The following is a 6,243-nucleotide window of genomic DNA, read 5'->3' as shown; positions in this document are numbered from 1 at the left end:
TATATATGACTGATTACCAGATAAATATACAAAATACTCGCTAATATTACAACTTTTTTTAATAAAAAAAACCGCCTCAGTTGTGAGACGGCTTCGTTATTTTTTTAACAGATTACATTCTACCGAGAAAGCTTATTTTTTTCAAGCCATTTAGGATATTCTTTATCGATCAGCTTTTTTGCAAAATCGCCAAACCAGCTGTAGCCGTTTCTTCTCTCTTCGGAAACTTCATTGTAATTATATTTTACACTTCCATCGCGGTCGCCGAACAGAGGACGGTTGTCATGAATATCATAAAACCTTGCCCAGACCGCGGAATTCTTATCTTCCGCAAGAACCCGCACCGTTTTTCCGTTTTGCTTTACGACATTATAGCTGTACCCTTCGATGTCATTTTCTGTAAACCATTGTACGGCAGATTTCACGGATTTTTCAATATCAGGCGTTACGGGCTGGAGCATAAGGAAACGAACGATTCCTACCGATTCTGCGGTGGCGAGAGAAATAGGTTCAAAAGCTCTTGCCTTGTCCGGCTGCAAAGTAATTTCATTGTACTGGTCTGCCCATATCGTTGGCTTTCCGTTCTGGAGAACCTGTGCTTTTAAGATGCATTCAATTCCTTTTTGTACCGCTTTTTTAGATTGCTCTTTCAGTTTTTCGTCAACCGCAATAAAATCGTTTTTCCCTTCTGCAGTGTTATAGAGAACTGTTAACGCATTAATCATGGCATTATCATTAAAGGTAATCTGCTTTCGGTATAATCCTTTGTTGGGATAATATTGAGGAAAACCACCATTTTCGTACTGCATGGCAAGCAAATAACGGATTCCTTTTTCCGCCGACTTCAGGTAATCCGGATTTTTTGTTTCGGAATATGCTTTCATTAAAGCGTTGATTTCCCTTGATGTGGCATTATTATCAATGGTCGCGTGATCATCACCCGTGGCTTTTATTTTTCTCAAAAGATTTTTGTCTACCTCCAGACTGTAATTAACTACTGATTTATCTTCCAGTTGCTTTCCCCAGCCTCCCACAGGAAGCTGATACAGCAATATTTTTTCAGCCAGCGTATCTTTTTTTACCTGAGCGGATATATTTAAGCTAAACAATCCCAGAGCAAGGGTAAAGATATTGAATTTCATAATTTATTTAATTGTAATGATTAAAGGATTTCTGATGATTTCAGATTGTTTATGAAGCCTATTTTCCCAATCCTGCCGAGTCTGGATATCGCCGCTTTTTTGCCATGCAAATCCTGCATAGTAAACCAGTTTATCCTGAGGTTTTGTAATGACATACAGATTACTCGCGTCCGGAATATCAGATCGGAAAGCCATTGATTTTTCAACAATATTCGGATCCACAACAATCCCTTCCCCTACAAAAGCGTCATCAATTTTTTCCCAGTGAAGATAGTATCCTTTTTCGTCGTTTAATTTTGCTTCACCTTCATTTCTATGTAAAGTAATTCCAATGGTGTAGTTGGGAACCGGTTTTTTTGCTGTAAAATACGATTCAAACCTTGAAAAATTTGAACCCAGATCCAGTGAAATTCTTTTAGTTTCTTTAACTCCGAATTCGCTCCACGGAAGATAAGTCAATTCAAAAATTGTACGCAAAGGACCTTCTGCAATCGTTTTAGATGAAACAAAATTTTGTGAAACCTGTAGTTGATCACTGATCCATATTCCGATTCCGCCTGTTCCGCGGCTGTTTCCGACATGGTAAGGATCATAACCCTCTCCTCTTGTATCTTTATGATAATACATAGGATCTGTAAGATATCCTTTATACCACTTATTAATGACCGGAAGCTTTGTTCTTTTCAGCCAGATATCCACACCGCTGGAAAGCGTGCTGCCTTTTACGCCCTGCAATGCTTCCTGCTGACTTTTTGGGCCATACATTCTGAATGCTATTCTGTCATTTTCCCATGCATAATCATCCACCCGTTCCGGAACCAGTCTGGAGTATGTGGAAATTTCAGTTTTGGGCATTGGTGTTCCCGGTTCAGCTGAGATCGTATACACTGCTTTTTGATGTCCTTCAACAGTTGCCTGAAAAAGCAATTCATCATTATTTCCGTCTCCGTCATTATCAATCCACTGTATCAGAACAAGTTGGCCTTTTGCATCTCTCATCCTTAGATCAGTCGCTTTACTTTCATCCAAAAATAATTTTAATTGAGAAACAGGGACAGCAACAACTTCTTTTCTGGGAAAATCAAGCGTATTGTTAACCCGAATTGTTTTCTGAGCAAGAGAAAAACCAAAATTTATGCAACCGATTGCACATAATATGCCGGTAAAAGAACTTTTAACTGTAAACATAATTATATCAGTTGGGTGAGTTTTCAAAAGTAATAAAAATAAAACAATTAAAATAATTCATGCAGGTGTATTCTGCTGACGATATACAATTAAAATAAAAGCGCCCGCATTACTGCAGGCACTCAAACTCAAACTTCTTCTCTACACATTGATTATTATATTAAACATTATCATTTTTAATTTATTGTGTTTGCGCTTATTTAAACATAATAGTATATTTGATAGTTCCCTCATAGAGTTCATAGTATTTCAACAGGAGGCCGATATACTATTTCAATTCCCGGTGGATTTTCATCATTTGCGACTTAAGTTTTATTACTATGATAAAATATAAATCTCCGATCTTTAGACTTACTAAGTATCACTTTCTTTAACAAAAATTGTAACCCTTGTTACTTCTCTTGGATGGAAAAGGATTGTATGAAATTGTTAAAAACTACCTAACTTTCTCAAGATTCAGTAAATAATTGCCATTGCCCGCTCCAGGAATAAGACTAGGTCCTACAAGTGTTAAAAAAGCCCTATAGTTTTCTCCGGTACCTGTAGATATCTGATAATTAATAAACTCCCCGCCACTGGCTCCTCCTCTATAGAATATGGTTGAGCCATAGGTGGTAGCAAGAGTGGTTATAACAGTATTTCCCTCATTTATACCGCTTGTTGCTACCTGAAAACCTGCCACAGAGGTATTAGCTATTGGACTTCCGGTATTGCTTCTTATTTGTATACTTCCTTCAGCTGCAGCACCATCATGTCTGATACAGATACTCCCTAAACAAACCTCACTTAGCGCCTGTCCCGCAGGGGTATTAGGTGTAAATGAATTTACCTGTACAACAGCAGTTCCGCCCCCTGTTTGGCTGGCTATACATCCCCAGTTGGGCGCCGCAGGTGTACCACTGTTAATTTGCAGGCAGCCATCTGTAGTAGAGAAAACAATGAGTCCTGTAGCAGGGGATCCAATAGCATTTCGCTCTGTATTAGTCATTCTTGGTGGCAGAAATCCTCTATTGTTTACATTAATATCTAAAGCAGCAGACCCATTGGGCGATATAGTACCGACTCCTATATTCCCCGACCCTATAAATCCCAAACTACTGGTACCTAGATCAACATATCTATTTCCGGTAAGAGCCCCATTAGAATTAAAAATATTGGTATTCGTATCCATCCTCTGCCAGGTACTGCCATCAAAATAATAATATCCCTCTGAGTTTATATTGGCTGTTTTAGTACTAGGGAGTGTAACAGCTGATGTAGCATACACGATCAACCCCTTTTGCGCAGCATTGTACTGAAGATCTTCGGATTTAATCTGGTCTCCTGTAAGACGAGGAGCAAGAAGGCCTTCCGGTTTACTGCCGTCTGTAGTTTTGGCAGTGATGTCTAGTGTAGCCTGAGGTGAATTGTTGTTAATTCCTACTTGGGATTTTAATAGTCCTGATACACCCATGATGAATAAATGAAGAATGAATATATTTTTATTAAACATTTTATTATTTTAAAGATTAAACTTTTATTAACTAATTATAAATACTGTTAATATAATAAATTAAAGAAAGGCTGTTTATACATGTTTTAAGTATTATATGAATAAAGTGCCATTTTTATCGACTCTTTACTGTTTTGTACAACTGTAAGATAATACAGCCTTAATTTATCACGCTGTTATGGCGCACCCAAATAAGATACCTCTATAGAACCTGTATTAACGATTGACGTATTTAATGCTTGTCTTGCTGTTGAAATGATATCATTAGCATTCAGTATTCTATACTGTACGGTAGAAATATACATCGCTCCATCACTGGCAGGTACATTATTATCAAATATAAAACCTGAGTTGCTCCCATTTATTAATAAAAAGAAATTACACTCTCCAACACTTGATACGTATGTACCATAAGTAGCACCTGTTATCTTATACAAACCGCTGTAGGGTACCCGAATGGAATTGGAAGATGCTGATCCCCCTATACCAAATATTTTTGTTGAACCTCCCGATAGATTTCCATTGGCAGCAGCAGAAAAATTGTACCATACCGCTGTCCAGGATCCTCCAGAAGGAGTCTGCCAAGTTGCAGTACCGTTTGCATCTGAGGTAAGAACTTTACCTTCTCCCTGAGTGCCATCAACAATTTTAACGGCCCCGTTTACGGCACCATTGTTTAGTTCAAATTTTACAGATGGTGTTGCAGTGCCAATACCTACCCTATTATTAGTAGCATCTACATAAAGAGTATTACTGTCAATATTAAGGCTACCTCCATTAGTAAAAGCGACATTACGGTTGGTTAAAGCAGAAGGAGCTATATCTCCATTAGAATTGTAAATATTGGTATTTATATCCATTCTCTGCCAGATACTGCCATCAAAATAATAATATCCCTCTGAGCTTATATTGGCTGTCTTAGTACTGGGGACTGTAACAGCTGATGTAGCGTACACGATCAACCCCTTTTGCGCAGCATTGTACTGAAGATCTCCGGATTTTATCTGGTCTCCTGTAAGACGAGGAGCAAGAAGGCCTTCCGGTTTACTGCCGTCTGTGGTTTTGGCAGTGATGTCTAGCGTAGCCTGAGGTGAGTTGTTATTAATTCCTACCTGAGCATGGATATAAAGGCTGAAAAGCAATACAGCCATTGTCATAAAATGTTTCATTGTTTTTATTTTTTTAATAATAATGTTTTAGTAATCCCCTATTTCTACATATAAGTTTTCCTGAACCGTATCGGTTCATTTAGGAATCATGGTTATCAGATTATAAAATACATTATGTCCGTTATTACACGAGGAGATAGTATTTTAAAAAGACACCGGACTATGTCCGCTAGTCCGGTGTTGTTATCAATTGTGTTTAAAGAATCGACTTCTATATTATTTTATTCTAAATCACTCCGTAGTAACGAAAATAGAATGTGACCGCTGACAAACCAACGTTTCTTTTTTTATACAAAATATCACGGGTATTTTCTCTCATTTTTATTACAAGTTATCAAGCTTACTATTTAAATCGAATCCCGCTTAAAAGTAATAGTTAAAGGTCAGTAATTAAAGGTTGCCACATTCTCTTTACAGAATCCGTGGCAACCTGTAACCCGTCAAGGTTTCCAGAATGACCAGACTGTACCGTTGAAAACGGCAATCTGTTTTTTTACGGTATCATAAGCCATCATTCCTGCCGCCGGATTAACTATATTAAGGTGTGGGCTTGCCACTTTTGGCAGAATAAACACTTTGTCGGTGTCTTTAAGAACCAGAATTCCAGGCGTGGTATCCGAAGAGGCATTCGACCCGATAACTACCTTGGCATTCGGCTGTTCCGTTTTGCTGTCCTGCAAGGTGGTATCCACAACACCTGTTGCATCTACACTCAGGTCTACCCAGGCACCATTATTTCTATATTTTACTTTTTTATCTGAAATATCATAGATAAAAGTACCGTCAACAGCTCCTGTAACCGCTGCCGCTGAAGTAACCCACGGCAGTACAATCCCACGGTTTGCATTACCAAATTCCAAGGATACGGAAGAATTGGAAACAGAAGTCTTTCCTATAGCCACCTGAGCATAACCAAAGGTTGCTGCAAGCAATGAAATTATTATGACTGTTTTTTTCATTGTATTATTTTTTTTATTTATCCTGAACCTGGGAGCTTTAGGATATTTCCAAAAGCTCCTGTGGGTTCAGTTTAAATTATGGGTAATTATTAATCAGGGCAAGTCTGTGTACTAAAGCACTCCCATCCGAAGGTAGTGCCTCCGTCGGTACTGGTATAGATCTTCATACAATTATTAGTGGTATCATAGATCATCATCCCTTCTACAAGATTAGCAGGCGGAATCGCTGCAATTTGTGCAGCAGTAAGCCTGTTGATGACAAATCCTTTGGTTTTCGATTCCAATACTGTCCA

The 6,243-nt window shown here is 38.3% G+C and carries 5 protein-coding genes and 1 pseudogene; all 6 read right to left on the bottom strand.

Annotated features, from left to right (window positions below):
* Window positions 1-119: 119 nt before the first annotated feature.
* Window positions 120-1,142 (bottom strand): pectate lyase, encoded by a 1,023-nt coding sequence (gene pelA, locus BUA76_RS18850; RefSeq protein WP_072886348.1) that lies wholly within the window; start codon window positions 1,140-1,142, stop codon window positions 120-122.
* 3 nt (window positions 1,143-1,145) lie between these two features.
* Complete coding sequence (locus BUA76_RS18845) at window positions 1,146-2,330, bottom strand: DUF4861 family protein (protein ID WP_072886347.1); 1,185 nt, start codon at window positions 2,328-2,330, stop codon at window positions 1,146-1,148.
* A 436-nt stretch (window positions 2,331-2,766) separates the two neighbouring features.
* On the bottom strand, window positions 2,767-3,822 hold the full coding sequence (locus BUA76_RS18840; RefSeq protein ID WP_072886346.1) for a hypothetical protein: 1,056 nt from the start codon (window positions 3,820-3,822) through the stop codon (window positions 2,767-2,769).
* Between the two features lie 176 nt (window positions 3,823-3,998).
* The gene (locus BUA76_RS18835) at window positions 3,999-4,991 is read right to left on the bottom strand and encodes a hypothetical protein (protein WP_143149958.1); all 993 of its coding nucleotides are present in this window, start codon (window positions 4,989-4,991) and stop codon (window positions 3,999-4,001) included.
* Between the two features lie 440 nt (window positions 4,992-5,431).
* Complete coding sequence (locus BUA76_RS18830) at window positions 5,432-5,950, bottom strand: hypothetical protein (RefSeq protein WP_072886344.1); 519 nt, start codon at window positions 5,948-5,950, stop codon at window positions 5,432-5,434.
* Window positions 5,951-6,039: 89 nt separating this feature from the next.
* A pseudogene (locus tag BUA76_RS19330) lies at window positions 6,040-6,243 on the bottom strand (thrombospondin type 3 repeat-containing protein); the annotation flags it as partial.

Source organism: Chryseobacterium takakiae, assembly GCF_900129385.1.
GTDB classification, from domain to species: Bacteria; Bacteroidota; Bacteroidia; order Flavobacteriales; family Weeksellaceae; genus Chryseobacterium; species Chryseobacterium takakiae.
The sequence above is the reverse complement of the archived record's forward strand: the minus strand, read 5'-3'. Positions and strand labels throughout refer to the sequence as shown.

Excerpts from the sequence above, each read along its gene's own strand:
- BUA76_RS18830 (WP_072886344.1), bottom strand. The coding sequence starts at position 5,950 with ATGAAAAAAACAGTCATAATAATTTCATTGCTTGCAGCAACCTTTGGT.
- BUA76_RS18835 (WP_143149958.1), bottom strand. The coding sequence starts at position 4,991 with ATGAAACATTTTATGACAATGGCTGTATTGCTTTTCAGCCTTTATATC.
- pelA (WP_072886348.1), bottom strand. The coding sequence starts at position 1,142 with ATGAAATTCAATATCTTTACCCTTGCTCTGGGATTGTTTAGCTTAAAT.
- BUA76_RS18845 (WP_072886347.1), bottom strand. The coding sequence starts at position 2,330 with ATGTTTACAGTTAAAAGTTCTTTTACCGGCATATTATGTGCAATCGGT.
- BUA76_RS18840 (WP_072886346.1), bottom strand. The coding sequence starts at position 3,822 with ATGTTTAATAAAAATATATTCATTCTTCATTTATTCATCATGGGTGTA.